We start from the raw sequence: 26,271 nt of genomic DNA, 5'->3' as shown, positions 1-26,271 counted from the left end.
TGAGTAAAAAGGATGTAGAAAATGACAAAAATAGGCATGGATTATTTAAGTCCATGCCTATCGGACGTTGCAGGGCAACTTTATTTCATATCGATGTATTTGATTTCGTCTTTGTCGCTGTATTTCAGGTTTTCACCGCCCATACCCCAGATGAAAGTATAGTTGCTGGTTCCGGCAGCAGCGTGGATGGACCATTCGGGAGAAGTGATGGCTTGTTCGTTGTGCAGCCATATCAAACGTTCTTCCTGCGGTTCGCCCATCAGGTGACAGATAGCGTTGCCGGGTTTCAGGTTGAAGTAGTAGTAAGCTTCCATGCGGCGAGTGTGCGTGTGGGCAGGCATGGTATTCCATACAGAGCCGGGAGCCAGTTCCGTGAGTCCCATCTGCAACTGGTTGGTACCGCCGTCTTTCACTCTTTCCAGTACATCTTTCACAATCAGCTGGTTTACGATACGGTCGTTGCTGTCTTCCATTTTTCCATAATGGTCGGAGATGCCCAGTGCATATTTCTTGGGGTTGGCTTTCTGAAGCTTGGCATCGGTGGTAATCAGCTGAGTAACATAGGGTTTGTAGGCCGGGGCCGAGTTGATGTAGAACTTGGCGGGATTGGTAGCGTCGTTGCTCTTGAAGGTTACTTCCTTATTTCCGCAGCCTACGTAAAGGGCTTCCTTATACTTCATGGGGTATTCCTTACCGTCTACAGTAACCACTCCGTCACCGCCGGTATTGATGACACCCAGTTCGCGGCGTTCGAGGAAGTAAGTGATTTCCGGACCCAGTTCACGGAACACTTCCAACTTCAATGTCTTGTTCACCGGCATGGCGCCACCGTAAATCAATCGGTCGTAGAGGGTGTAGGTTACGTTGATTTCATCCGGAGCCATCACTTTGTCCATCATGAATCTGCTGCGCAGAAGTTCCGTGTCATAATGCTTCACGTCCTGCGGATGGCAGGCGGTCTGCACTTTGTAATTCACTTGGGCATTGGCTGCCATGGCAGCTGCTCCCATCATAAATGCAAGTACTAACTTTTTCATAATCCGTTACTATTTAATTTTTAACTTTTAATTTTTGATTGATTTCTGGTATTTGATGATAGCACGACGGTTCATAATCATCAGGAACAATGTGCATAATACAAGGATACCGGAGCCTATCCATTTCAACGAGTAGGTCAGGTGGAAAATGACCCAAGCAAAGGGGCTGGATGCAAAATCCAGTGCGCCGCCTTCAAAGCCGGCGGGGATATTCACGGCAGCATCTTGTGTCTTCTCGTATACATCGTGGGCTGCTTGTGTGAAATAGGGGGCGAGGTCTGTTACGAAATAAAGACCGATGGTCAGTACAACGAGTCCGATGATGAATGTCTTTACTACATTTCCTTTCGTGATGGGCAGTACCAGCGGGAAGAGGTAGAACATTCCGGCCAGCGACGCCAAAGGCAGGAACTGGTTACCCGGCAGGATGACAGCCAGCAGTATGGTTACGGGAATCAGCAGCAGGGAAACCACCAGCGTTGCAGGATGGCCGATAACCAATGCGGGGCTCATACCGATGTTCAAGCCGACAGCACCTTTGAATTTCTTGGCAATCAGTTCGCGGGTCGCATCGGAAATAGGCTTCAAGCCTTCGATGAACAAAGCGGTGATACGCGGAATCAGCTCCATTACGGCGCCCATCTTGATACCCAAACCTAATATATAAGGTATCTTGTCTACCAGTTCCTGACCGTTCTTGCAAGACAAGGCACCGATACCGCAACCGACCAGAATACCCAGGAATAAAGGCTCACCCAGCAAGCCGAATTTCTTCTTCATGCCTTCCGCATCGATGTTCAATTTGTCAAAACCGGGGATTTTGTCCAATGCTTTATTGATGACTACGGCAAATGGAACGAAACCTGCGCAGAAAGGCTGGGGAATGGAGATACCCTCCATCTTGTCGTAGAATCCCTGGAATTTGTCGGCGGTATAGTCGGCCATAATCAGGGTAATGATGTAGCAGATGATAGCGGCGAAGAAGCCCCACCAGATATTGTCGCTGGCAAAATAAACGACTGCGCCGATAAATGCGAAATGCCAGTAGTTCCAAAGGTCGATATTGACCGTACGGGTCGTTTTCGTTAATAACATCAGAAGATTTACTCCCAAACATACCGGAATGATGAATGCACCCACCGATGTGTTATAGGCTACAGCCGCAGCTGCAGGCCATCCCATATCGAATACTTTCAACTGAAGACCGTAAATTTCAACGACTTGGCTCAGAGCAGGACCGAGGCTGCTGGTCAACAACGCAGTGACAACTGACAGACCAACGAAACCGACACCTACCAGCAGACCGCTCTTTAGCGCCTTACTGAATTTAATGCCGATGCATACTCCCAAAATTGTAAAGATTATAGGCATCATCACTGCAGCTCCTAAGCCGATGATATAGCCGAAAACTTGTTCCATTCTCTTGTGATTTAATTAGGTAATTGAGTTTGTTTTTGCAATAGTATGAATTAAAAACCGGGTCAAAAATAAGACCTTTTCTCAATTAATCAAACTCGAAAAGCATAATTATTTAGTAAATGGGACAATTTTGGACGAAATTGGTCGTTATCGTGCACAAAATTGCTCGTTTTCGTACACGAAAACCAAATAGTACACTCTCTGCATTGAAAAGTATACATAGGAAAAACAACAATTTTGGGTGGAGTGAACTTTAATCCAGTTTACTGTGTTATTATAAGACATTGAAACAAACCGGACTATAATGATATATTTGTTTTTTTTATTGGCAATAGGACTATTGGTCGGATGGAGCTTATGGAAAGCTCCATCCGATATTGATTTATGGGGAAAAGATTTAGAGGATTGATAGTTATATTGGTTATATTCTGAAAATTTAACTATATTAGCGCCCGAAAAGCATAAATATGGCGCTAAATCTGATAAAAAAGGATGAGTCTCGTTCTGTTGTAAGCATTAAGCTGGATGAGCAAGAGTTTCATAATATTTTTAAGGAATATTATGCGGCGCTTTGTTCTTTTGCGTTCCAATACATGGAGGATGCGGATATGTCAGCAGATATAGTACAAGACGTATTTGCCAAGTTGTGGCAGATAAGAGACGATTTCTTTTATCTTCATCAGGTGAAAGCTTTTCTTTATACGGCCGTACGTAACCATGCCTTGAACGAACTTGAGCATTCGAAGGTAGCTCATGAATACGAGCAAAAGATTATAGCCAAAAAAGCAGATGCTTTTTTTCGTGATGCGATTGTGGAAGAAGAGACTTTCCGGATTCTGTCAGAAGCTATAGAGAAACTTCCTACCCAAATGAGAGCCATCATGCAGTTGGCTTTGGAAGGTAAAAAGAATGCAGAAATAGCAGAGCGTCTCAATGTCTCTCCCGAAACGGTACATACTCTTAAAAAAGTGGCTTATAAAAAGCTTCGTGCATTCCTTACCGATTATTATTATTGCCTTCTGTTATTTATCTAAAAGCACATTTTTTTCTATTTTTTCAAAAAAAAATCTTTATCGATTCACCATGTTTTTATTTTGGCTTGTATTATCATTAAAGATAGACTAAAACATGCCAAATTATGATAAAAGAGTACTTTCATATAGCTCATCTTATTTCCAGGCACCTATCCGGTGAAGTAACACCGGAAGAAAACCGTTTTTTGGATAAATGGCGCAAAGAGAGCAAAAGCCATGAGCAGCTTTTCCAAAAGATTTGTAGTGATGAATATTATGCACAGCACGAAATTCGTAAAATGGAGTTTGATTCGCAAGCTGGATGGAAAGGTGTCGAAACACGTATCAAGAGGATGGAGCTCAGAAGGAGACATTTGAAACTGTTACGGTACGTTGCTCTTTTTATTGCACCGGTGCTGATATTGGTTTTTGCACTTCAGGATATTTCTGTACCCCATGTCATGGATGGCAATCAATTATTGGCTGCCCAGCAAATACTGCCGGGTGGAGCCAAAGCTATTCTTACATTGGATAATGGGGAAACGGTTTATCTGGATGAGAATGCCGATGGGCGGCAGTTGCAGTTGGCTGGTAAACAAATACAGATAGATTCGACGACCTTGAACTACAGCGCTGCAGACGGGCAGGTTGGGCAGTCTGCTTTGGCATATAATAAAATTGAAGTGCCTCAAGGCGGTGAGTATACACTTGTTCTGAATGATGGTACAAAAGTACATCTGAATTCAATGAGCAGTCTACGTTTTCCGCTTACTTTCGAAGCTGGGAAGCGGGAAGTGGAATTGGCGGGAGAAGCTTATTTTGAAGTAAATAAGACCGGTCATCCCTTCATTGTATCGACTCAAGGTATGCAGATTGAGGTGTTGGGGACAACTTTCAATATTTCGGCCTATCCGGGTGAAGAATATCAGGCGACTCTTGTCAGTGGTTCTGTTAAGGTGGACACCGGGGAGGGACAGAGCCTTGTCTTAAAACCTTCACAGCAGGCATCATTAATTCCCGGGAGCGGGAATATACAAGTGCGTACAGTAGATACTGCCTTCTATACATCATGGGTGAAGGGAAAAATTAATTTTAAAGATCAACGGCTGGAAGATATTATGAGAACCCTTTCAAGGTGGTATAATATTGAAGTGGACTATTCAGACGAAGCGTTAAAGAACCTGCGTTTCGGTTGCTATGTGAACCGTTATGAGGAAATAGCTCCTTTCCTTGAGTTACTGGAAGCGACGGAAAACATACATGTCAAAATCAACGGTAAAACTATTATATTCTATAAATAACCATTTAATAATTTAATTATGACTAAGGAACAGAGCTACACCAGGTTTTGGGAAGGTAGTAAACGTATGTGGATTACATTCCTGTTTTTCAGTTTCATTATGATTGGTTTTGTGCAGGCCGCCAATACGGCGTTTGCCCAGACAACAGTTACTGTAAATGTGCAGGACGCCACTTTAAGTGACGTGTTATGGGAAATTCAACGCCAGACGGATTTTACTTTCATTTATAGTACAAATGACGTAAAGAATGTCAAGGTACGTAATTTGAGGGTCACGAATGGAAAAATCGCAGCAGTGCTGGATGAATGTCTTAAGAATAGCGGATTGGCTTATGTTGTAAAAGACGGGGCCATTGCTATCCGTCCAGCCAATGAAGTGAATGCTGTGAAGGCAGTAGAACAAGCTAATGTTATTTCCGGAACAGTGGTGGATGAGACCGGTGAGCCCGTCATTGGAGCCAATGTTTTGGTCAAAGGTACTACAAACGGCCAGATTACCGATTTGAATGGAGGTTTCTCTATCAAGGTGGAGCATGCATCGGCTACCTTGCTTGTCTCTTATGTCGGCTATGTTCGTCAGGAAGTGAAAGCTACTTCGGGTAAGATATTGAAGATTGTATTGGTGCCGGATGCAAATATGATGGAAGAGGTGGTTGTAACTGGTTACGGTACATTCAAGAAATCTGCTTATGCGGGTTCGGCTGCCAGTGTGAAGAATGAAAAGATTGCCGATGTGCCTTCCGTTTCTTTCCAGGATTTGTTGCAGGGAAATGCTACGGGTGTACAGTTTACTTCTGCTTCCGGCCAGCCGGGTTCTTCAGCTTCTTTGAGTATTCGTGGTATGGGCTCTTTCAATGCCTCCAACTCTCCGCTGTATGTTATTGATGGAGTGCCCGTTACTTCCGGTTCGATAAACTCCATCAGTTCGGATGGTGGTCTGGATGCCATGTCAACCGTCAACACTTCGGATATTGAGAATATTACGATTATCAAGGATGCCGCTGCTGCATCACTCTACGGTTCGCGCGCTGCGAATGGTGTGGTTCTGATTACGACGAAGAAAGGTAAAACCGGTAAGGCTTCTATCAGTTTGAAAGCCGATTGGGGATTCAGTGACTTTGCTATGGATTATCGTCCTACTTTGAGCGGAGCAGAACGTCGCGAATACATATACAATGGTATGGTGCTTGGACAACAGCGCAGCGGCAAATCGGATGCGGATGCCATAGCTTATGCTGATAAGAATATCGACAAATATGCTCCGGTTCCCTGGTGCGGCTATACGGATTGGGGAGATTATCTGTTCAAGAAAGGAAGCCATTCCAGTTATGAGGCTTCCATATCCGGAGGAACCGACAAATTCAAATACTATTCTTCATTGTCCTATCTCAACCAAGAAGGTATTGTAAAAACATCGGGGCTGGAAAGAATTACCGGACGTTTGAATGTTGATTTTCAGGCTACGGATAAATTGAAATTCGGTGCCAACATCATGTTTACCAATCTGAATCAGGATGTATATAGTGAAGGAACCGGTTATACTGCTCCTTTCTACTCCAGCGTAAGCAAATTGACGCCTTCAGATCCGGTTTACAATGAAGATGGAAGCTATAACCAGGACTTGATTTCGTTGTCAAGAAGAAATCCCGTTCTTGCCCAGGAGTACAATTACCAGCGTGAGTATGTTACCCGTATGTTCAATACGATTAATGCCGAATATGAATTTATCAAGGACTTGAAGTTAAAGTCTATTTTGAGCTATGACTATAACATCAGTAAGGGTAAAGAATGGAAAGACTCCCGTACCTCCGACGGTGAGAAGAATAATGGTGGAGCCGAAAAGGCATATAGTGAATATAACAAGTTGGTGTGGTCAAACCAGTTGACTTACAAGACTACTATCCAAAAGGACCACAATTTGGATGCCCTTGTCGGATATGAAATCGATTCCAAGTACAATGATTTCTTGTCGGGATATGCTACTAACTTCCTGACTCCGATAAAGAATGACATTGCCAACGGGCAGACTTTAGAGAGCATAGATGGTTCTTCCAAGAGGTCAAGAATGGTTTCTTACATCACCCGTCTCAACTATGACTACAAGAACAAGTATTATCTGGGTGGGAGCTATCGTATGGATGGCAGTTCACGTTTGCACAGAGATAATCGCTGGGGAAGTTTCTGGTCTGTTTCAGGAGCATGGCGTATTATCGAAGAGGATTTCATGAAACCCACGTCCAAATGGCTGACCGATTTGAAACTCCGTGCATCCTACGGTGTGAATGGTACGTTGCCCTCCGACTTATACGGCTATATGGGCTTGACGAGCCTTAGTGGCGGCTATATGGAGAATCCTGCATTGATTCAGTCGCAGATTGAAAATAGGGATTTGGAATGGGAAACGAATTACAACTTGAATATCGGTCTGGACTTCGGCTTCTTCAACCGTTTGAACTTCACTTTGGAGTACTATACCCGTACTACTAAGAACCTTTTGATGGACTGTCCCGTATCTATGACTACCGGTTTCAGTTCCTATCTGATGAATATCGGTGAGGTGAAGAACCAGGGTGTGGAATTGGAAATCAATTCCAAGAACATTGTGTCCAAAGACTTTGACTGGTCTACCTCTTTCACCCTTTCGCACAACAAGAATAAGATTGTGAAACTGGACGGCGAACAGACCCAGATTATCAGCGGCTCGCAGATTCACATGATTGGCAAGTCCTACCGTACATTCTACATGATAGAATTTGCCGGAATCAACCCCGAGACCGGTGCACCTCAGTTCTATACCAACGACGTGGACGAGAATGGAAACTATATCAAGGAAATCACAGAGAATAACAAGGATGCCAAAGCCATTCCTCTGAAGAAACATGCCGAGCCCAATGTGACCGGTGGTCTCTCTAATACTTTGCGTTACAAGTGGTTCGATTTGAGCTTCATGTTCTCTTATCAGTTCGGTGCTTATGGATATGATAACTGGGCACAGAAAACAGAACATGGCGGCAAGGACTTTACTCTTAATATTCCGGCCTATTATCGTGACAATTGGAAGCAACCGGGAGATATCAGTAAATATGAAGTGTTTATAGAGAAGCCGGCGGTAGCCATGAATGGCGTTACCACTACCCGCCGCTTGCACAGCACGGACTTTATCCGTCTGAAAACGTTGACTTTCGGTGTGACCGTTCCTAAAACATGGACCCGGAAAATCGGCGTAAACAGCCTGCGCCTTTACGCATCTGCCAACAACTTGTGGACTTGGGCCGCTTACGATTTCTATGATCCGGAATCAGTCAGTGCAGGTACAGCCGGCTGGGGAACACCTCCTTTGAAAACAGTAACTTTCGGTCTTAATTTGAATTTCTAACCTCATAATAAAGAAACACAATGAAAGCATTAAAATATATGATGATGGGGATGTTGGTCAGCCTGACCGCCTCCTGTGGCAATGACTGGCTTGATGTTGAATCCAGTACAAAGATTCCGACTGAAACCGCCATACAGAATCTGGATGATGTGGAATATAGCTTGAACGGTATCTACGACGTGATGCGCAGTACCAACTATTACTCGGGCCGTATGATTTATTACGGAGACGTGACGGGTGACGATGCGCAGTCCATAAAGACCGGAAAGCGTACCACCAGCTACTATATGCTGGACTATACAAAGGATTCCGGTCCGTCTTCCCACTGGTCTTATGCCTATAAGATTATCCAGAATTGTAATATCATTTTGTCTCAAATAGACGGATTGGATGTCAGTGAGGATGATACGGAATACTTCAACGACCTGAAAGGCCAGACCTTGGCTCTCCGTGGATTTGCCTTGTTCGACCTGACCCGTTTCTTCGGCTATCCGTATGCCAAGGATGGAGGAGCTTCTTTGGGAGTGCCTATTGTGACCGAAGTATCCAATACGGAAAACAAGCCGTCGCGCAATACCGTTGCCCAGTGTTATGAGGCAATCATCAAGGATTTGAAGGAAGGTGCTGACCTGCTGGATGAAGAATTCAACAAGGGTAAGATTAATAAGTGGGCGGCAATGCTGTTGCTGAGTAGAGCCTATTTGTATATGGAAGATAATCAGAATGCCTTGATTACGGCTGAAGCTGCCATTGCGGGAGCGGAAAAGAATAAGTACCGTTTGTGGACCAATGATGAGTATGGCACGATATGGGGAACTGATTTTGCCTCTTCCGATCCGGGAGAAGTCTTGTTTGAGTTGGTGAATCTGACAGTGGACGGCGTTGGCAAAGAAAGTGTGGCTTACCTTTGTTGGCAGGCGGGTTATGATGATTATTGCCTGACCAGTTCTTTCTATGAACTGATGCAGGAAGATCCGGATGATGTCAGGAATCAGGCATATACGGTTGTTCCTAAGACAAAGAGAGCTTACATAGCCAAGTATCAGCCGCAGAGCGGCAAGGCTGTGGAAGATTCCAATATTCCAGTACTTCGTCTGTCCGAACTTTATCTGATTGCTGCCGAAGCGGCTGTAAAGCTCAATAACAATGACAAGGCTGTAAAGTATCTGGATGCTATTGTCAGCCGTGCCAATCCGGAAAAGACCGTGCAGGGTAAGACGGTGACGTTGGATGATGTTCTGTTGGAACGCCGTAAAGAGTTGTTCGGTGAAGGACACCGTTTCTTCGACGCCCTTCGTAATCATCAGACTATCGTGCGCAAGGAGTCGACCAAGGAATTCCCGGAAATAGCCGAGACTTCACATCTGAAGATGGTGGATGAGAGCGTATCTTTTGATTGGAACTATTATCGTGTAGTATTGCCCATTCCTAAGGCGGAGATGAATTCCAATCCGAATATGCAGCAGAATCCGACTTATGGTGATTAATTCCAAAAAAGCGAGAATATGAAGTATCAGACTACTATTGTAAAGTCTTTTTTTACTGTATTTATTCTAACTTTCATCAGTTCCGGCCTAAGTGCCGGAACTCTTGGTTTAGACGGTAAGAAGAAGGATAAGGAGAAGAAGGGGGAATTGTCGGCAGACGGACCTTATGTGATTTATGAACCGGACGGCAAGGTGTGCGTCATAAGTGTTACAGCCCAAGGGCAGATAGAAGATACGACTTATACGGTGCTTCCTCAGGATTTCACCCTTCATGTCACGGACCACAAAGGGCGTTATCCGTTTGATGTGAAGCTGCATCCGGTCAAACGTCCGGAATGGCAATACAGACAACCGGATAAAGTGTTTGTGATGTCTGACCCCCATGGCAAGTTGAATTGCGTGATGAGCTTGCTGCGAGGCAACAATGTCATTGATAAAGACTACCATTGGAGTTTTGGAACCAACCATCTGGTGGTTATCGGTGATATATTTGACCGTGGCAAAGATGTGCCGCAGATATTTTGGCTGTTCTATAAATTGGAGAAGGAGGCGGCAGATGCAGGTGGTCATGTTTCGTTTCTGTTGGGTAACCATGAACCACTTGTGACGGCAAATGATTTGCGTTATACCAAAGAAAAGTACAAGACATTGGCCCGAAAACTGGGTATGGATTATCCGGCATTGTTCGGTCCGGACACAGAACTTGGCAAATGGCTTGGTACCCGTAATACGATGCAGACCATCGGACCTAATCTGTATGTGCACGCAGGTTTGGGAAAGGAGTTTTATGACCGTGACTTGAATATTCCCACAGTGAATGAGGAAATGAGCCGTGCATTGTTCATGAGCAAGAAGGAACGTAAGGCCTTATCGCCTCTCACGGCTTTCCTATATGGTAATAGCGGACCTATCTGGTATCGTGGATTGGTACGGACGGATGCAAAATACCATCCATTGGCACAAGACTCCCTGCAACTGATGTTGAAACGTTATGACGTCGAACATATCATTGTGGGGCATACTATCTTTAAGGATATTTCCACTTTCTATGATGGACGGGTGATTGGAGTGAATGTGGATAACGAGGAAAACCGAAAGAAGAAACGTGGGCGCGCTTTACTGATTGACGGGAATACCTATCTTGTGGTGGGAGATAAAGGAGCGATGCGAAAATTGTTCTGAGGCTGTTCTCTTTCTGATTATTTTTTAGGCGTGGAAGTACGTGGATTTCACGGAGAGACAAAGAAAAACTCCGTGTTTTTCGCGTAATCCGCGCCTAAAAAATATCATAATGTAAATATGCACTCTCGGATAGCTGGGGGGGAGGGAGTGCCTTCTCAAAGAGCGGCGATAACGGCAATGTCCGTAGCATTGTCTACGATATGTGCCGGATGAAACTCTTCCAGTTCTGTGCGGGGACGGAATCCCCAGGTGACTCCGCAGGCAGTGACTCCGGCATTGGCGGCCGTCTGCATATCCACTCCGGAGTCTCCCACATATAGCACGTCTTCACGGGATATCCGGGTGATGTCCAGAATGTCATGCACCACTGTTGGGTCGGGCTTCACGTTGACCCCTTCCCGTTGTCCGAAGACGGCGGTAAAACGTATGTTGGGGAAATAATGTGAAATCAGTTTCACGGTAGCCGATTGATATTTGTTGGAAGCCACTGCCAATATCATCCCTTTCTCCTGCAACTGTTCCAGTAGTTCGGGGATGCCGGGGTAAGGGCGGCTTTTATCAGCATTGTGCACGTCATAATAAGGCACAAACTCCTTGCGGACGCGCAGGACGTTTTCTTCGCTCTTTTCCCCTTCCGGGAGGGCGCGCTCGAACAGTTTGTTGATTCCGTTGCCAACCATGAAGTTATAGGCCGATTCCGGGTGAGTGGGATAGCCAAGCGCTTGCAGGGCATGGTTTGTACTTTGTGCCAAATCGGCTATTGTATTCAGTAAAGTTCCGTCCAGGTCAAATATAATCAACTTCTTCATTGCCTTCTCTATTTTTTAGTTTGCTGCAAATATAGGGCTTTTTGCGCTCATGTTCAAATGCTGTCTCGGGTTTCATCAGGTATTTGCAGAATAGGAAGCCCTGGGCTGATAATCAGTGCGTTATTACTGCATTCCTGCTGCATGCGTTTTGCAGTAGTACTGCAGATGGAGTGCAGCGTTACTGCAAATATGTTTGCAGTGATACTGCAACTGTATTGCAGTGGTACTGCACAAGCGTTGCAGTAGTTTTGCAGTGGGTGATCGGTATATTTTTTGCCGTTCTTCCCTTTTCTTTGCACACTTTCGGGCTTTTTATGCAAAAACTTCCTATCTTTGCAGCCGAATTTTACTAAAAATAGGTATGAGTTACAATTTGTTGAAAGGAAAAAGAGGCATTATTTTCGGTGCTCTGAATGAGCAGTCCATTGCCTGGAAAGTAGCAGAAAAAGCAGTAAAAGAAGGTGCAACCATCACTTTATCGAATACACCGGTTGCTGTCCGTATGGGCGAAGTGTCCGCTCTTTCGGAGAAACTGAACTGCGAGGTGATTCCCGCAGATGCTACAAGTGTAGAAGATTTGGAAAATGTATTCAAACGCTCTATGGAAGTATTGGGTGGCCCGGTTGACTTCGTGCTGCACTCCATTGGTATGTCTCCCAATGTGCGTAAGAAACGTACATATGATGATTTGGATTACGATATGTTGGAAAAGACGCTGGACATCTCCGCTGTCTCTTTCCACAAGATGATACAAGCTGCCAAGAAACTCAACGCCATTGCCGACTACGGTTCAATTCTGGCTTTGAGTTATGTGGCTGCGCAACGTACGTTCTACGGTTACAACGATATGGCAGATGCCAAGGCACTGCTGGAATCCATTGCCCGCAGCTTCGGTTACATCTACGGACGTGAACACCATGTACGTGTCAACACCATTTCCCAGTCTCCCACGATGACCACTGCCGGTTCCGGTGTGAAGGGTATGGACAAACTGTTCGACTTCGCCAACCGCATGTCTCCTCTGGGTAATGCTTCTGCCGATGAGTGTGCGGACTACTGTATCGTGATGTTTTCCGACCTCACCCGCAAGGTCACTATGCAGAACTTGTTCCACGATGGAGGTTTCTCCAGCGTAGGTATGAGCCTTCGCGCCATGGCTACTTACGAGAAGGGACTGGATGAGTATAAGGACGAAAACGGAAATATCATTTACGGCTAATGGAACTCGCACTTTATCTTTTGCCAGTCACGCTGGGCGATACGCCTATTGAAACGGTGTTGCCTCCTTATAATAAGGAGATAATACTGGGAATCCGCTATTTCATCGTGGAGGATGTGCGCTCGGCACGCCGTTTTTTGAAAAAGGTGGACAAGGGAATAGATATTGATGCGCTGACATTCTATACGTTGAACAAGCATACGTCGCCCGAAGACATCTCCGGCTATCTGAAGCCGCTGGTGGAGGGGCAGCCGATGGGCGTGATCTCCGAAGCCGGTTGTCCGGCTGTGGCCGACCCGGGAGCGGACGTAGTGGCTATTGCACAACGGAAAAACTTGAGAGTGGTCCCCTTGGTGGGGCCCTCTTCCATTATCCTCTCCGTCATGGGTTCCGGCTTCAACGGTCAGAGCTTTGCCTTCCATGGTTATCTTCCCATTGAACCGGCAGAGCGTGCCAAAAAGCTGAAAATGCTGGAACAACGCGTCTATAATGAACATCAGACTCAGCTTTTCATTGAAACGCCTTATCGCAATAATAAGATGATAGAGGATATTCTTCATAACTGCCGTCCGCAGACCAAGCTCTGCATTGCGGCGAACATTACTTGTGAAGGGGAGTATATCAAAACCAAGACCGTGAGGGAGTGGCAGGGCAAGACTCCCGACCTTTCTAAGATTCCTTGTATTTTTCTCTTGTATAAATAATAGCTTCCAGGTGCTCGAATTCATATTCCAGGCAACTGCTGAAGAAGTTCCGTCCCAGGTTGTGTTCCATTTGCTGGAATGTCCATAGCTTTCCCCCCTTGAAATTCTTATTGCATAGGATGGAGTCATCGTCCAGGTCTAGTGTGAAGAGATAGACCAGGCGGTTGGTGGCTTCATTCTCAAAATGATACATGAAGTTGAAGTGCAAATGGTCTAATGGGGCGGTGGGAAGCGTTTGTCGTAAAATTCTGTGTGCGCCTTGTTCCAATGTTTCTCCATATATCAGGTAACCCTCCATCAGCAAGTCGATTTTATCTTTCTCGAAAACGTTGCATTTGGGGCGGGGGAGGAGAAACAGCATGCCGTGTGAGGCAACGGCAATCCGGATGACCGGATTGATATAGTCGTTTTTCCGGTTGATGGCTTCTGAGGCGATGGCTTTCCCCATGACATCTCCTTTGGTATTGACTATCGGTACGAAAACCGTGTGGTTCATCACTATATTGAAATAGAAAATGCCGAACTGATTGAACAGAATGCCTGATATAAAGACGAGGGGAGGCGCCACATAAAACAGAATGTGGCGGGTAGTGTCTCCCAAAGGGTAACTGACCAGAACCGCCAAGAAGATAATCAGAAAATGCAGCAGGCTTATGATAAGGATTACGCGTGAGGATACGATGGCGGCTTCTGCCCCTTGTGCAAAAAGCTGCTTGCAGCATTTCTGTGTCTGAGACATGTGGTAGTCCAGAAATTTTCTCCTATTGAGGTAGATGACGAATGGGGGAATGATGGCACTGATTTCCAGCGTGAACGGAAGCATGAAACGGGGACAGTAGTTTACGAGGAATAGGGTTGTTACCGATAACAGCAGTAACATTCCGGTAGTACAGTAAAGTATGATTTGCGGAACATGCGTTCCTCTATGCCTCACCGAATAGATGCTAAACAAGAGTCCTACACCTGCACCGATGTAGATGGACATGTCCTGCGTTATAAACTCGCATAATATGATGGATATTATAACGGGGATGAATCCCAGCGACATATTGAATCTTGATGATAAAATTCTTTGATGGCTCATTATCCGTATTATGATTTTGTCGTTTACATCATAACAACTGGGAAATTTAAATGTTTCCTATTTTACTTCTTTTTTGTATAAAATGGATCTGTTTTTCCGCATGATAAGAGGAGCGTACCAATGGAGCGCTTTCCACTTGCTGAAACCCTTTTTTCAATCCTTTCTCTCTGTAGAGTGCAAATTGTTCGGGAGTAATATATGCTGCTACCGGATAATGCTTGTGTGTGGGTTGAAGGTATTGGCCTATAGTCAGTATGTGGCAGTCCACCCGGCGGAGGTCGTCCATCAGTTCTTCCACTTCTTCCGGAGTCTCGCCCAATCCCACCATAATGCCGGACTTGGTGGTAGTATTGCTTTCTGCAATTTGCCGCAACACTTCCAGGCTTGTTTCATACTTGGCGGCACTGCGTACGAGGGGGCTGATGCGACGGACAGTCTCCATGTTGTGCGAAATGATTTCCGGTTGTGCATCGATGACTTGTGCCACGAGTTCCTTTCTTCCCTGGAAGTCGGGAATCAGCACTTCGACGGTGGTGTCAGGGTTGAGCCGCTTGATTTCCCGGATGGTACGTACCCAGTGTGACGCGCCTAAGTCGGGCAGGTCGTCACGGTCTACGGAGGTGACGACTGCATGGGAGAGTTTCATCAAGGCAATGGACTCTGCCACATGTGTAGGCTCATCGGCATCCAGTGGCAAGGGCTTCCCGCTTGCCGTGTTGCAGAACTTACAGCACCGGGTGCAGATATTTCCCCCAATCATGAAGGTTGCGGTGCCTTTCCCCCAACATTCCCCCATATTGGGGCAACGGCCGCTGCTACAGATGGTATGTAGGCAATGCGATTCGACAATGCGTTTGGTCTCGGTATAGCGCTCGTTGGCACCGATGCTTATTTTGAGCCACTCAGGCTTACGTACTCTTTCGGGCATTATTTCAATTCTTTGTTGAAGAAGTTGGTCAACCGCGTGTATAGGTGTAACCGGGTATTTCCTCCGTAGATACTGTGGTTGCGGTTGGTGTAAACCTGCATATCGAACTGTTTGCCGAGTTGTACCAGTTGTTCGGCATATTCGGCACAGTTCTGGAAGTGTACATTGTCGTCTGCCATGCCGTGTACCAGCAGCAGGTTGCCGTGAAGCTTGTCGGCACGGGTAAAGGTGGAACTGGCCTTATAGCCTTCGGCGTTTTCTTTCGGTGTGCGCATAAAGCGTTCGCCATAAACGGTGTCGTAGTAGTTCCAGTCGGTAACGGCAGCTACGGCTACTCCGGCCTTGAATACCGGTGTTCCTTCACTCATACTCATAATGGTCATGTATCCACCGTAACTCCATCCCCAGATTCCGATGCGGTTTTTGTCCACATAAGGCTGGTTGCCCATGTAGAGGGCGGTTTCCACCTGGTCTTTGGCTTCCTTGATACCCAGGTTCAGATAGGTGCATTTGGCGAATTCGGCACCCCGTCCTCCGGTGCCACGCCCGTCTACGCAAACCACGATATAGCCTTGTGATGCCATGTAGGTTTCCCAGCTTACACTGAACTTGTCAAGCACTTGCTGTGAACCGGGGCCGCTGTACTGGTACATCAGTACCGGGTATTTCTTGCCGGCAGAGAAGTCGGCAGGTTTCATCATCCAGCCATTCAATGTGGTTCCGTCGGAAGTCTGGAAAGTGAAGAATTCCTTCCGTGGCATGTCATAGCCGCTGATTTCCTGCTTCAATGCCGCATTGTCCATCAGGGTGGCAAGAGTCTTGCCGGTATTGTCGTTCAGCGTAATGACGGTCGGAGTGTCCAGATTGGAATAACGGTTCATATAGTACTTCATGTTCGCACTGAACTGCGCACTGTTTGTTCCGGCTTGTGACGATAGTCTGGTCTTTTTACCTTTCCGGTCAATCTTGTAGATGGCACTGCGCATGGGGCTTTCCTCGTTGCTGCTGAAGTAGAAGCTTCCTTCTTCGGGGTCATAACCCAGGAACTCCTGCACTTCATATTGTCCGGCTGTCACTTGTTTCAGCAGATTGCCGCCTATGCTATACCAGTACAGATGGTTGTATCCGCTCTTTTCGCTGACAAAACTGAAATTTTCCGGATAGAAGATGATGTTGTCGAATACATTCTCGCGGATATAGGTATCGCTTTCATCACGCAGAGCCAGTTTGGCTACCGTGCTGCGAGGGTCGGCAAAGTATAGGTCGAACCGGTTCTGATGGCGGTTCAGTGTCATGACGGCAAGTTTGTTGGGGTCTTGGGTAAAGCGGATGCGGGGAATATAGCCGTCTGCATCTACCGGCACGTTTATCTTGCGGGTCACTTTCGACTTGATGTCGAAGGTGTGTACGGACACTTTGGAATTTACTTCTCCCGTTTTAGGATATTTGTAAGTATACTCTCCCGGATACTTCTCGAAAGGGGTGAAGTGGGGGGCTTGTCCGGCAAAAAGAGGGAAAGAGTAGGAGGGAACATCTTTCTCGTCGAAGCGGATGAAAGCCAGCATCTGGCTGTCGGCACTGAATTCCAGCGCACGGTTGAAGGAGAACTCCTCTTCGTAAACCCAGTCGGGGATGCCGTTCAGCACCTCGTTCTGTTTCCCGTCTTCCGTCACCTGGCTTTCGCTGTTGCCGTAGAGCAGTTTTACAAGGAAGATGTTGTTGTCGCGTACAAAAGCCACCTGGTTGCCGTCCGGTGAAAATACGGGCACCTGCTGCGGGCCGCCGTCCGAAAGCTTTTCCACGATATTGTTGATTTTACCGTCCAGGTTGCGCTTCAGGCTGTAGATGTAATGCACAGCCGTATAGGAATGACGGTAGATGGGAGTTGTTTCGGTGGCAATGAGCAGCTTGCTGCCGTCCGGAGCAAAGCTGTAGCTGTCGAATGTCTTGAACGTGCATTCGCGTGCGGTAGCGGCATCAAACAGCACTTCCACGGGTTTTCCCGTTTTGAAGGAGTACTTGATGATTTGTGTCCTGTCCGCATTCATCTGCGAATAATGTTCCCCGTCTCCCGGGATGGGGATAACGCCGGAAATATTCTTCGGAGTGAACTTGCCCGATACGATTTCTTTCAAATCGAGCGCCTTGCCACTTTGGGCGAAACCTGCCAGCGTACAGAGGCAGAGGAGAAGTGCGATACTTATCTGTTTCATATCTATCTTTTATGCTTATCTGTTTCCCTATTTTTTCTGGGGAACAAATATACAACAAAGGGAAGATTTATCGAAGCAGTGGGCCGATTTTATTCTTTTTGAACAGAAAAAGCCCGTCCTGCTTCTTGGGGGCGAAGCAGGGACGGGCCTCCGTCACTCATAGATGATGATTGGATGAGATGATGATTGGAATATCTTTCGTTACAAGCACTTGACTTTTCTTTGATATTCTGCAATGGCTGCATCCAGTCGTTCGTGGGCGGTTGTGTCACCCGGAACGTTGTGCGACGGATGGATGTACAAGTGTACGCCACGGTCGGCAAGGATTTCGGCAACGGTAGTGATGGTCATCCATACCATGGTGACGAAACTCAATGTAGACAACGGACCTACCTTGTCGAAGTGGTTCTTCAAAGGTACGGAGGCGTCTACCAGGGGAACGCAGGAATCCACTACGATATCTGCCAACTGGAAGAGGTTCTTTCCGCTGGAGTGACGGCTGGCCTTGTCGCCCGTTTCGCTGGCCGAACCGTATACGATAACTTTCATGCCGCGCTTCTTGGCTTCCAATGCCATGTCTATATTGACGGCATTGATACCGGTATGTGAGAAAATCCACATACAGTCTTTGGAATCAAAATCATAGTTCTTCATGATTTCCTGGCCGTAGCCTTCTGCCCGTTCCAGGAAGAGGAACTGGTGAATACCCATCTGGCCGATAATCTGCGTGAAGAATGTCAGAGGCAATTCGCAAAGCGGGTGGAATCCTACAAAGCTGCCGATACGCGGATACATTTCTTCTACGGGAATTGTTGCGTGGCCGCAACCAAACGTGTGGACCCAACGACCGGCTTCGATGGAATCTGCCATAACAGTGGCTGCTTTTTTGATGTTTTCCAACTGGGTAGCCTCCAGTTTTTCCATAATGCCATGGGCATTCTTTAACCATTCGAGTGCTAACATAACTTTTTTTGTTTTTTAAGAAGTTAATAAATTTATTTGAGTGAGCGTTTATACAAAAGGAGCATGACGGCAAGTGAGGCAATCATCAGATAAGGATAAAGCCCGATGCCATTGGTGTATTGGGAAACCATTCCCATCAGGCCGTTCATTGCAGTCTGGCCGACGAGGGCTATGGCAAGCGCCACGCTGAATGCTGTTCCCGATAAGGACGGGTACCGGCTTCCAAGAATGCTGAGTATCACGGGATACGTGGCCGACAGCCCCATACCTACCAGCACCATGCCGACTGCCGCGCGTGCAAACCCCGGCGAGAACATAAGGAAACAGAAGCCTATGGCAGTGAGTGCAAGGCTGTAGGGCAGCACGGTTTCCGGTTTTATCTTCTTGAATATCGCAACCTGCACCATACGTGCTACGGTCAGTCCCGTTACCATGCAGGTCAGTGCAATCAATGCCTGATTGGTCGGAATATCCGTCATCTGCCCAAAGTAACTCGTGGACCAGTTGTTGCAGACACCCTCGATGCCGCTTTGGAAAAAAAGAATGAAGCTGAGTAGCAGTAAGCTGCTTTCTTTCAGCAGTCCCAATCCCTCTTTTACCGGGAAACCTTGCGCCTGCTTAGGGGCGGGGAAGCGTACGGGGATACAGAATATAATGCCCGCAAGCATCACTACGCCAATTCCCAGCAAGATGGTTTCGAATGAATAATGCCTGGAAAGGGAGCCCAGCAACATTGGTATGCCCAATGCGCCCAGTCCGTAGAACATGCCCAGAAAACTGAGGCGTGAGCCTTTTTCGGATTCTCCTGAGATGTCGGATACCAATGCATTGGTTTCTCCGTTGAGGATGCCTCCGCCCAGGCCGATGCCGACGATGGAAGCTTGCAGCAGTGGCACGCTTTCAAAGAAGGCAAGTCCTTCCATCCCCAGCAGTACGATGATGCAGCTGGGCACCAGCAGGGCTTTATGTCCGAACCGGTCTACGATGGGACCGAAAATCAGGGAACCGGCCAGCATGCCCAGAGGCAGGAAAGTGACCAGTGAGGTTGTCTGCAACCCGCTCAGATTCAGCTTGGCTATGAGGGATGGCAGCACTGCTCCCAATGTAATCATGGAGACTCCGAAGAAACACATCCCGATGCACGCTGCCGTGAATACGAGATTCTTGTGATAACTGTTACTCATACAAGTGATTTTTGATGGCAAGAAACGCTGCTCCTATCAGTCCGGCATTACCGGACAACTGAGAAGGTACAAATTCCACCTGCTTGATGCTGAGCGGTTGCGCCCATTTGCAGGCTTCCTTGTAAATGTCATCTATAAAGATACCGGCAGGGCCGAATACGCCTCCGCCCCAAATTATCTTCTGCGGGTTGAGCAGGCTGACCAGATTTGCGGAAGCCATGCCCCACATCTCGACGGCTTTGTGCAATACGGAGATGGCAATAGGGTCTTTTTCATTATAGGCACTGAACACATCATAGGCCGATATGCGGCAGATGGGTTTCTGGCGCAGTTTTCCTTTGTATGCCTTGTTGGCGCGTACGGCATCGCGTACCCGTGCCCCGATACCATTGCCGGAAGCGTAATATTCGAAACATCCGCATGCGTCATACTCTTCCCGGTAGGGAGGTTGCAGGGCCATCCAGCCGGTGGCGCCGATAATGTCGTTGGCTCCGTGCAACACGTGCCCGTCGATGATGATGCCGGCACCGATACCGGTTCCCACGGCAATGAATATGGCACTGTGACATTCTTTGGCGGCACCTTGCCACATCTCTCCATACATATAGCAGGTACGGTCGCTGTCGATGTATATCTCGATGCCCGGAGGCGTTACACTGCGCAGCTCCTCATAGAGGGGGTAGTTGTCCCAGCCCGGTATGTTGGGGGCCCATACCCGGTTGGTTTGGGAGTAAACGATACCGGGGATGCAGACACCTATTCCGTCGACGTGTATACGGCTTCTGCGTGCTACGGTAAGAAGTTTGGCGAGGATATCCGCGGCGAGCTTGCCCACTTCGTGTCCGGTTCTTCCTTTCAGGAGCCGTTTGCGGTTAAACATCATGCTTCCGTCCGGAAAGAAAATGGCGCTGGCTATTTTTGTGCCGCCTATGTCCAATGCGATTGTTGCCATGGTGTTATAGTATTTATAGGTTGATTCATTAAGGTTGTATGCAAAGCTATGAATTTATTTCATTCTTGAGGTGTATAAACTGAGGAAATTGTGTGTAAAAAGAGTGTCTAATCACTAAATTGTGTTTAATGTAATTGCGCTTGGATGTACTCTTTCTCAATTAATTAGTTATATATCAGTGGATGAAACATTTTTTAGTGCAGGTGGAAATTCTTTGTTTTATGTTCGTTAACAAATCGGGTGGAAAGTATTCTTGTTTTTGCAGGTTCATCCCACGGAAAAATCCTATATTTGCCACTTACATAAGGAATATGTATGGAAACCAAATCTACGCTCTATAATGAGTTCCCTCTTTTTCTGAAGCGATATTTTCCCTATAAGGTACAGAAAATATCGCTGAATGCCGGTTTTACGTGCCCCAACCGGGATGGAAACAAAGGAGTCGGCGGTTGCACCTATTGCAACAACCAGACCTTCAACCCCGATTATTGCCGTACGGAGAAATCCATTACTCGCCAGCTGGAGGAGGGCAAGCAGTTCTTTGCACACAAATATCCGGAGATGAAGTATCTCGCCTATTTCCAGGCCTATACCAATACGTATGGCGAACTGGAAGACCTGAAGCGGAAATACGAGGAGGCCTTGTCGGCAGACGGGGTGGTGGGCCTGGTCATCGGCACCCGTCCTGACTGTATGCCCGACAGCCTGCTGGACTATCTGGAGGAGATGAACCGGCATACCTTCCTTTTAGTGGAGTACGGCATAGAGAGTACCGACGACAAGACACTTTGCCGCATCAACCGCGGGCATACTTTCCATGCCGCCGCCGATGCGGTGGAAAGAACCGCTTCGCGCGGAATCCTGACCGGTGGGCATGTCATCCTCGGACTGCCGGGCGAGACGCACGAAAGCATCGTGGCACAAGCCGGCGTACTGTCCCGTCTGCCGCTCACTACCTTGAAGATGCACCAGCTGCAACTGATAAGGGGCACCCGTATGGCTCTGGAGTACCGGCAGCATCCCGAAGATTTCCATCTGTTCGGTGTGGAGGAATATATCGACCTCGTGATAGACTATATCGAGCATCTGCGGTCGGACTTGGTACTGGAGCGTTTCGTTTCCCAGTCTCCCAAGGAACTACTCATTGCACCCGACTGGGGACTGAAAAATTATGAATTTAATCATCGGGTTCAAAAAAGAATGAAAGAACTCGGTGCATATCAGGGAAAGAAGTATGAAATGTGAGAAAAAAGAATTATTTTTGCCGCAACTTTAAATATGGAATCAATCTAAATAAAGAATAATTATGAACCCAAAAACAGTGATAAAAGGAAAAATCCACTACGTGGGAGTGAATGACCGCAATAAGCATTTGTTTGAAGGCATGTGGCCGTTGCCGTACGGGGTTTCCTACAACTCTTACCTGATAGATGATGAGACGGTCGCTTTGGTCGATACGGTAGACATCTGCTACTTCGAGGTGTATCTGCGCAAGATAAAGAGCATTATCGGCGAGCGCCCCATCCAGTATCTCATCATCAACCATATGGAGCCGGACCATTCGGGCTCTATCCGCCTGATAAAGCAGCATTATCCCGACATCATCATCGTGGGCAACAAGCAGACCTTCGGCATGATAGAGGGCTTTTATGGCGTGACGGGCGAACAGTACATGGTGAAGGACGAGGATTTTCTGGCTTTGGGGCATCATAAGCTCCGTTTCTATATGACCCCGATGGTGCACTGGCCCGAGACGATGATGACTTTTGACGAAACGGAAGGAGTCCTTTTCGCCGGTGACGGCTTCGGCTGTTTCGGTACGTTGGACGGCGGGTTCCTGGATACTCGCATCAATCTGGACAGATACTGGGACGAGATGGTGCGCTACTATTCCAACATCGTGGGCAAGTACGGCTCTCCGGTGCAGAAGGCACTTGCCAAGCTGGGCGGTCTGCCCATTTCCACCATCTGCTCCACGCACGGGCCGGTGTGGACGGAGAATATAGCCAAGGTTATCGGCATCTACGACAAGCTGAGCCGTTATGCCGCCGACGAGGGCGTGGTCATTGCATACGGTTCCATGTACGGCAACACGGAGCAGATGGCGGAAGCCATTGCTGCGGAACTTTCTGCACAGGGCATCAAGAACATCGTGATGCACAATGTGAGCAAGAGCAATCCTTCTTATATCATTGCCGACATATTCAAGTATCGCGGACTTATCATCGGCAGCCCCACCTACAGCAACCAGATTTATCCTGAGATAGAATCCTTGCTCTCCAAGATTCTGGTACGCGAAGTGAAGGGACGCTATCTGGGATACTTCGGCTCCTTCTGCTGGGCGGGTGCCGCCGTGAAGCGCATGGGCGAGTTTGCCGAAAAGAGCAAGTTCGAGATTGTGGGCGACCCGGTAGAGATGAAGCAGGCCATGAAGGACATTACTTACGAACAATGCGAAAACCTGGCACGTGCCATGGCAGAGCGTTTGAAGAAGGATAGGAAGTAGTTGAAAATTACCCCTAATTTATTAACCTAATAAAACAATCACAATGAGACTAATCATTCAACCGGATTATCAATCCGTATCAAAGTGGGCGGCACATTATGTGGCTGCCAAAATCAAGGCCGCTCATCCGACACCTGAAAAACCGTTTGTATTGGGATGCCCCACCGGTTCTTCTCCGTTGGGCATGTACAAGGAACTTATCGACCTGAACAAGAAAGGCATCGTGTCTTTTCAGAACGTAGTGACTTTCAATATGGACGAGTATGTAGGTTTGCCCAAGGAACATCCCGAAAGCTACTATTCCTTTATGTGGAACAACTTCTTCAGCCATATAGACATCAAGCCGGAGAACACCAATATCCTGAACGGCAACGCTGCCGACCTGGATGCCGAGTGTGCACGCTATGAAGAGAAAATCAAGTCCTACGGCGGCATCGACCTCTTCATGGGCGGTATCGGCCCCGACGGACATATCGCTTTCAACGAGCCGGGTTCTTCCCTTTCGTCACGCACCCGCCAGAAGACATTGACTACCGATACCATCATTGCCAACTCCCGTTTCTTTGACAACGACGTGAACAAGGTGCCCAAGACTGCCCTGACCGTCGGTGTGGGTACTGTGCTTAGCGCCCGCGAGGTAATGATTATCGTAAACGGACACAACAAGGCACGTGCCCTCTATCATGCAGTCGAGGGTCCCGTGATGCAGATGTGGACTATCAGCGCCTTGCAGATGCACGAAAAGGGTATCATCGTTTGTGACGATGCGGCTACCGAAGAATTGAAGGTGGGTACTTACCGCTACTTCAAGGATATTGAGGCAGAGCACCTGGATGCGGAAAGCTTGCTGAAATAAGCAAACTAATAAAAGTTTTGCAATTCCACCCTCACCACCCTCACCGCTTGTCTGCATCTGCTTGTTCATCGGTGTTTCAGGGGTGAGTGAGAGCAATTTAAAAGGGTGAGGGCAAATTTTGCCCTCACCCTTTTTGTTCTCCTGATTTTGGTTGACTGTTTTCAGGACAGGGCGTTATGTGATGAAAACGGGCTCTGCTCCGCTGTAAGGCTTTGGGTGCCAATGTTAAAGATACCAAATACTCACTGCAAAACCAGTGCATCGTTTTTGCAGTGCCGCTGCAACATAGATGCAGTGCCACTGCAACTGTTTTGCAGTGCTACTGCAACGCCTTTGCAGTGTTACTGCAAAAGATGTGCAGTAGGTTTGCAGTGAGGGCTTGTGATGAAAAAGCCATGGGCGTGCTTTCTTTTTTGCGGAATATGTGCTATCTTTGTCATACTTGTAATTTAAACAGTAGCAGCTATGGAATTGAGTGGCAGACGCTATCCGATAGGGATACAGAATTTTGAGCAACTGCGTACGCGGAATTGTGTGTATGTGGATAAGACGGAGCTGGTGTACAAATTGGTGAATACAGACCAAATTTATTTCTTCAGCCGCCCCCGTCGGTTTGGCAAAAGCTTGCTCGTGTCTACGCTGGAGGCCTATTTCCAGGGGAAAAAGGAACTTTTCGAAGGGCTGGCTATGGAACGTCTGGAGCAGGAATGGGAGGTTTGCCCGGTGCTGCACGTTGATTTCAGCTTGACGAAATATACTGAGCTGCGTGACTTGACGGGGCAATTGAATTTGTTTTTATCTCGTTGGGAAGAAATTTACGGAAAAAAGGAAGAGGAAGAGGGGGCGGCAGAGCGTCTGCAAGGCATCATCCTGCGTGCCTACGCCAAGACCGGAAAGCCGGTTGTAGTGCTGATTGACGAGTACGATGCTCCTCTGCTTGACAGTAATTCCGATGCCCTTTTGCAACAACAGCTTCGCAACGAGATGCGCAAGTTCTTCAGTCCTCTCAAGGGGCTGGGGCAATATCTCCGTTTTCTTTTTATCACGGGTATCAGCAAGTTCAGCCAGCTGAGCATCTTCAGCGAACTGAACAATTTGCAAAATATCAGTATGCGCGATGACTTCAGTGCCCTCTGCGGCATCACCGAGGAGGAACTGCTGACGCAGTTGAAACCCGATATTGAGCGGATGGCCGAGGCTAATGATGAGACTTACGAGGAGGCATGCTTGCATTTGAAGCGGCAATATGACGGTTATCATTTCAGTAAGGCTTGTGCGGATATTTACAACCCGTTCAGCCTGTTCAATGCTTTCAATTCCAAAGAATACAAGAACTATTGGTTCTCCACGGGCACGCCTACTTTCCTGATAGATATTCTGCGCCATGCAGACTTCGATGTGCGTGCGCTGGAAGGTGTTGAGGCTACCGATGAGCAGTTTGATGCGCCTACGGAACAGATAACGAGTCCCATCCCGGTGCTCTACCAGAGCGGTTATCTGACCATTAAGGGCTATGACCGTAATTTCCAAATCTATCGTTTGGCCTATCCCAACGGTGAGGTCCGTAAAGGGTTCATTGAATCCCTGCTTCCCTCTTACGTGCACTTGCCTGCCCAGAACAACACCTTCTACGTCGTCTCTTTCCTTCGCGACTTGATGAAGGGTGATGTGGAGAGCTGCCTGGAGCGTACCCGTTCCTTCTTTGCCTCCATTCCCAATGATTTGGAGAACAAGACCGAAAAGCATTATCAGACCATTTTCTATTTGCTGTTCCGGTTGATGGGGCAATATGTGGAGTCGGAAGTGAAGAGTTCCGTAGGCCGTGCGGATGTGGTGGTGCAGTTGCAGGATGTCGTTTATGTCTTCGAGTTCAAATACGACGGTACCCCGGAAGAGGCGTTGGCTCAAATTGACAGCAAGCAGTATGCCATCCCTTACCGGGCGGACGGCAGGCGTGTGGTCAAGATTGGTGTGAATTTTGACAGTGCCACGCGGACGATTGGCGGGTGGAAAATAGCTAAAGCGGATTAGAAGAAGAA

General features: G+C 47.4%; 20 protein-coding genes. 11 read left to right on the top strand and 9 right to left on the bottom strand.

Features of this window, described 5'->3' with window-relative positions:
• Positions 1-80: 80 nt before the first annotated feature.
• Both kduI and DW896_RS07385 read right to left on the bottom strand, forming a co-directional pair.
• On the bottom strand, positions 81-1,037 hold the full coding sequence (kduI, locus tag DW896_RS07390; RefSeq protein ID WP_005823932.1) for a 5-dehydro-4-deoxy-D-glucuronate isomerase: 957 nt from the start codon (positions 1,035-1,037) through the stop codon (positions 81-83).
• Positions 1,038-1,064: 27 nt separating this feature from the next.
• Entirely contained in the window at positions 1,065-2,456 is a 1,392-nt protein-coding gene (locus DW896_RS07385) for a PTS galactitol transporter subunit IIC (protein ID WP_005823931.1), read from the bottom strand.
• A 467-nt stretch (positions 2,457-2,923) separates the two neighbouring features.
• Between DW896_RS07385 and DW896_RS07380 the strand changes: the two genes are divergently transcribed.
• The 5 genes from DW896_RS07380 (at position 2,924) to DW896_RS07360 (ending at position 10,814) form a co-directional block, all read left to right on the top strand.
• Positions 2,924-3,490, top strand: coding sequence for an RNA polymerase sigma-70 factor (locus DW896_RS07380; RefSeq protein WP_117688890.1), 567 nt, complete (start codon positions 2,924-2,926; stop codon positions 3,488-3,490).
• Between the two features lie 104 nt (positions 3,491-3,594).
• Entirely contained in the window at positions 3,595-4,770 is a 1,176-nt protein-coding gene (locus DW896_RS07375) for a FecR family protein (protein ID WP_117688889.1), read from the top strand.
• An 18-nt stretch (positions 4,771-4,788) separates the two neighbouring features.
• Positions 4,789-8,145, top strand: a complete 3,357-nt coding sequence (locus DW896_RS07370; protein ID WP_005823925.1) for a TonB-dependent receptor — start codon at positions 4,789-4,791, stop codon at positions 8,143-8,145.
• A gap of 20 nt (positions 8,146-8,165) precedes the next feature.
• Positions 8,166-9,632 (top strand): RagB/SusD family nutrient uptake outer membrane protein, encoded by a 1,467-nt coding sequence (locus DW896_RS07365; RefSeq protein ID WP_005823923.1) that lies wholly within the window; start codon positions 8,166-8,168, stop codon positions 9,630-9,632.
• Between the two features lie 18 nt (positions 9,633-9,650).
• Positions 9,651-10,814, top strand: coding sequence for a metallophosphoesterase (locus tag DW896_RS07360; protein WP_119993076.1), 1,164 nt, complete (start codon positions 9,651-9,653; stop codon positions 10,812-10,814).
• A 155-nt stretch (positions 10,815-10,969) separates the two neighbouring features.
• On the opposite strand, the gene DW896_RS07355 is transcribed toward DW896_RS07360, so the two are convergent.
• A complete protein-coding gene (locus tag DW896_RS07355) occupies positions 10,970-11,623 on the bottom strand; it encodes an HAD family hydrolase (protein ID WP_005823917.1) in 654 nt (217 codons plus the stop codon).
• Between the two features lie 361 nt (positions 11,624-11,984).
• On the opposite strand from DW896_RS07355, the gene DW896_RS07345 reads away from it, so the two are divergent.
• Both DW896_RS07345 and DW896_RS07340 read left to right on the top strand, forming a co-directional pair.
• Complete coding sequence (locus tag DW896_RS07345) at positions 11,985-12,842, top strand: enoyl-ACP reductase (protein WP_005823911.1); 858 nt, start codon at positions 11,985-11,987, stop codon at positions 12,840-12,842.
• Positions 12,842-13,546 (top strand): SAM-dependent methyltransferase, encoded by a 705-nt coding sequence (locus DW896_RS07340; protein ID WP_119993075.1) that lies wholly within the window; start codon positions 12,842-12,844, stop codon positions 13,544-13,546. The genes DW896_RS07345 and DW896_RS07340 overlap by 1 nt, the downstream gene beginning before the upstream one ends.
• Here the strand turns inward: DW896_RS07340 and DW896_RS07335 are convergent.
• The 6 genes from DW896_RS07335 to DW896_RS07310 form a co-directional block, all read right to left on the bottom strand.
• Positions 13,512-14,630 (bottom strand): hypothetical protein, encoded by a 1,119-nt coding sequence (locus DW896_RS07335; RefSeq protein WP_008665606.1) that lies wholly within the window; start codon positions 14,628-14,630, stop codon positions 13,512-13,514. The genes DW896_RS07340 and DW896_RS07335 overlap by 35 nt on opposite strands.
• A 46-nt stretch (positions 14,631-14,676) precedes the next feature.
• Positions 14,677-15,558: a lipoyl synthase gene (lipA, locus tag DW896_RS07330; RefSeq protein WP_005823900.1), complete on the bottom strand. Its 882-nt coding sequence runs from the start codon at positions 15,556-15,558 to the stop codon at positions 14,677-14,679.
• Complete coding sequence (locus DW896_RS07325; protein ID WP_005823898.1) at positions 15,558-17,771, bottom strand: DPP IV N-terminal domain-containing protein; 2,214 nt, start codon at positions 17,769-17,771, stop codon at positions 15,558-15,560. The genes lipA and DW896_RS07325 overlap by 1 nt, the downstream gene beginning before the upstream one ends.
• 201 nt (positions 17,772-17,972) lie before the next feature.
• The gene (locus DW896_RS07320) at positions 17,973-18,734 is read right to left on the bottom strand and encodes a sugar isomerase domain-containing protein (RefSeq protein ID WP_005823892.1); all 762 of its coding nucleotides are present in this window, start codon (positions 18,732-18,734) and stop codon (positions 17,973-17,975) included.
• Positions 18,735-18,766: 32 nt separating this feature from the next.
• Positions 18,767-19,918 (bottom strand): sugar MFS transporter, encoded by a 1,152-nt coding sequence (locus DW896_RS07315; protein WP_119993073.1) that lies wholly within the window; start codon positions 19,916-19,918, stop codon positions 18,767-18,769.
• The gene (locus DW896_RS07310) at positions 19,911-20,870 is read right to left on the bottom strand and encodes an ROK family protein (protein ID WP_005823887.1); all 960 of its coding nucleotides are present in this window, start codon (positions 20,868-20,870) and stop codon (positions 19,911-19,913) included. The genes DW896_RS07315 and DW896_RS07310 overlap by 8 nt, the downstream gene beginning before the upstream one ends.
• Positions 20,871-21,185: 315 nt before the next feature.
• On the opposite strand from DW896_RS07310, the gene DW896_RS07305 reads away from it, so the two are divergent.
• The 4 genes from DW896_RS07305 to DW896_RS07290 all read left to right on the top strand — a co-directional run bounded on the left by DW896_RS07305 (position 21,186) and on the right by DW896_RS07290 (position 26,263).
• Complete coding sequence (locus tag DW896_RS07305; RefSeq protein WP_119993072.1) at positions 21,186-22,115, top strand: TIGR01212 family radical SAM protein; 930 nt, start codon at positions 21,186-21,188, stop codon at positions 22,113-22,115.
• Positions 22,116-22,176: 61 nt separating this feature from the next.
• On the top strand, positions 22,177-23,376 hold the full coding sequence (locus DW896_RS07300) for an FprA family A-type flavoprotein (protein ID WP_005835258.1): 1,200 nt from the start codon (positions 22,177-22,179) through the stop codon (positions 23,374-23,376).
• A gap of 43 nt (positions 23,377-23,419) precedes the next feature.
• Entirely contained in the window at positions 23,420-24,232 is an 813-nt protein-coding gene (nagB, locus tag DW896_RS07295) for a glucosamine-6-phosphate deaminase (RefSeq protein ID WP_005823882.1), read from the top strand.
• A 465-nt stretch (positions 24,233-24,697) separates the two neighbouring features.
• A complete protein-coding gene (locus DW896_RS07290; RefSeq protein ID WP_008665600.1) occupies positions 24,698-26,263 on the top strand; it encodes an ATP-binding protein in 1,566 nt (521 codons plus the stop codon).
• Positions 26,264-26,271: the final 8 nt, after the last annotated feature.

The organism is Bacteroides sp. AM41-16 (assembly GCF_003603495.1).
Classification (GTDB): Bacteria; Bacteroidota; Bacteroidia; order Bacteroidales; family Bacteroidaceae; genus Bacteroides; species Bacteroides uniformis.
This window is presented reverse-complemented; position numbering and strand designations above follow the sequence as displayed.

What these genes read in the sequence shown, in the direction of transcription:
- DW896_RS07320 (WP_005823892.1), bottom strand. Translation starts at nt 18,734, where the DNA reads ATGTTAGCACTCGAATGGTTAAAGAATGCCCATGGCATTATGGAAAAA.
- kduI (WP_005823932.1), bottom strand. Translation starts at nt 1,037, where the DNA reads ATGAAAAAGTTAGTACTTGCATTTATGATGGGAGCAGCTGCCATGGCA.
- DW896_RS07340 (WP_119993075.1), top strand. Translation starts at nt 12,842, where the DNA reads ATGGAACTCGCACTTTATCTTTTGCCAGTCACGCTGGGCGATACGCCT.
- DW896_RS07385 (WP_005823931.1), bottom strand. Translation starts at nt 2,456, where the DNA reads ATGGAACAAGTTTTCGGCTATATCATCGGCTTAGGAGCTGCAGTGATG.
- DW896_RS07290 (WP_008665600.1), top strand. Translation starts at nt 24,698, where the DNA reads ATGGAATTGAGTGGCAGACGCTATCCGATAGGGATACAGAATTTTGAG.
- DW896_RS07305 (WP_119993072.1), top strand. Translation starts at nt 21,186, where the DNA reads ATGGAAACCAAATCTACGCTCTATAATGAGTTCCCTCTTTTTCTGAAG.
- DW896_RS07345 (WP_005823911.1), top strand. Translation starts at nt 11,985, where the DNA reads ATGAGTTACAATTTGTTGAAAGGAAAAAGAGGCATTATTTTCGGTGCT.
- nagB (WP_005823882.1), top strand. Translation starts at nt 23,420, where the DNA reads ATGAGACTAATCATTCAACCGGATTATCAATCCGTATCAAAGTGGGCG.
- DW896_RS07355 (WP_005823917.1), bottom strand. Translation starts at nt 11,623, where the DNA reads ATGAAGAAGTTGATTATATTTGACCTGGACGGAACTTTACTGAATACA.
- DW896_RS07380 (WP_117688890.1), top strand. Translation starts at nt 2,924, where the DNA reads ATGGCGCTAAATCTGATAAAAAAGGATGAGTCTCGTTCTGTTGTAAGC.
- lipA (WP_005823900.1), bottom strand. Translation starts at nt 15,558, where the DNA reads ATGCCCGAAAGAGTACGTAAGCCTGAGTGGCTCAAAATAAGCATCGGT.
- DW896_RS07310 (WP_005823887.1), bottom strand. Translation starts at nt 20,870, where the DNA reads ATGGCAACAATCGCATTGGACATAGGCGGCACAAAAATAGCCAGCGCC.
- DW896_RS07325 (WP_005823898.1), bottom strand. Translation starts at nt 17,771, where the DNA reads ATGAAACAGATAAGTATCGCACTTCTCCTCTGCCTCTGTACGCTGGCA.
- DW896_RS07375 (WP_117688889.1), top strand. Translation starts at nt 3,595, where the DNA reads ATGATAAAAGAGTACTTTCATATAGCTCATCTTATTTCCAGGCACCTA.
- DW896_RS07360 (WP_119993076.1), top strand. Translation starts at nt 9,651, where the DNA reads ATGAAGTATCAGACTACTATTGTAAAGTCTTTTTTTACTGTATTTATT.
- DW896_RS07315 (WP_119993073.1), bottom strand. Translation starts at nt 19,918, where the DNA reads ATGAGTAACAGTTATCACAAGAATCTCGTATTCACGGCAGCGTGCATC.
- DW896_RS07365 (WP_005823923.1), top strand. Translation starts at nt 8,166, where the DNA reads ATGAAAGCATTAAAATATATGATGATGGGGATGTTGGTCAGCCTGACC.
- DW896_RS07300 (WP_005835258.1), top strand. Translation starts at nt 22,177, where the DNA reads ATGAACCCAAAAACAGTGATAAAAGGAAAAATCCACTACGTGGGAGTG.
- DW896_RS07370 (WP_005823925.1), top strand. Translation starts at nt 4,789, where the DNA reads ATGACTAAGGAACAGAGCTACACCAGGTTTTGGGAAGGTAGTAAACGT.
- DW896_RS07335 (WP_008665606.1), bottom strand. Translation starts at nt 14,630, where the DNA reads ATGAGCCATCAAAGAATTTTATCATCAAGATTCAATATGTCGCTGGGA.